Origin of the sequence: Mesorhizobium sp. M8A.F.Ca.ET.218.01.1.1 (assembly GCF_004791165.1) — a bacterium.
GTDB lineage: Bacteria > Pseudomonadota > Alphaproteobacteria > Rhizobiales > Rhizobiaceae > Mesorhizobium.
Genome location: NZ_SRUZ01000042.1, coordinates 1 through 500, shown reverse-complemented (window position 1 = coordinate 500; position 500 = coordinate 1). Strand labels below are relative to the sequence as shown.

Sequence of the window (500 nt, the reverse complement as noted above, 5' to 3'; positions counted from 1 at the left end):
CAATCCTGACAATGGATCCGCAAAACCCGATTTTTGAGCGTGGTGACATCCTTATCCGCTCCGGTCGAATCGCAGCCGTCGATCACTCCATCGACGCGCCAGATGCCGAAGTCATAGACGCAAGCGACTTGATAGCTCTGCCAGGCTTCGTGAATGCTCATATCCATCTTTGGCAAAGCGCTATGGCTGGTATCGCAGGCGATTGGAGCCTGGACCAGTATGTTCAGCGTATTCTGGGTGGAATCGGACCCCACATCAGCGCCGAAGACTTGTACCTGGCGAACTTGGCTGGGTGCTTCGAGCAAGTGAGCGCCGGGACCACCACTGTGTTCGATTACTGTCATGCGATCAATACGCCGGCTCATGCGGACCGTGCCGTTGACGCTCTCCTTGAGTCGGGCGTCCGTAGCGTTTTCGGATACGGCCCGCCAGGCGATTGGGACTGGTATGCCGACCCTAACCGGGACCATCCCGAAGATGCGGCCCGGCTGCGGAAGGAG

Annotated in this window: 1 protein-coding gene; it reads right to left on the bottom strand. The window is 58.2% G+C overall.

Features of this window, described 5'->3' with window-relative positions:
* On the bottom strand, nt 1–365 hold a 365-nt coding region (locus EN861_RS36535), incomplete at its 3' end, for a hypothetical protein (RefSeq protein WP_245512176.1).
* Nucleotides 366–500 lie beyond the last annotated feature (135 nt).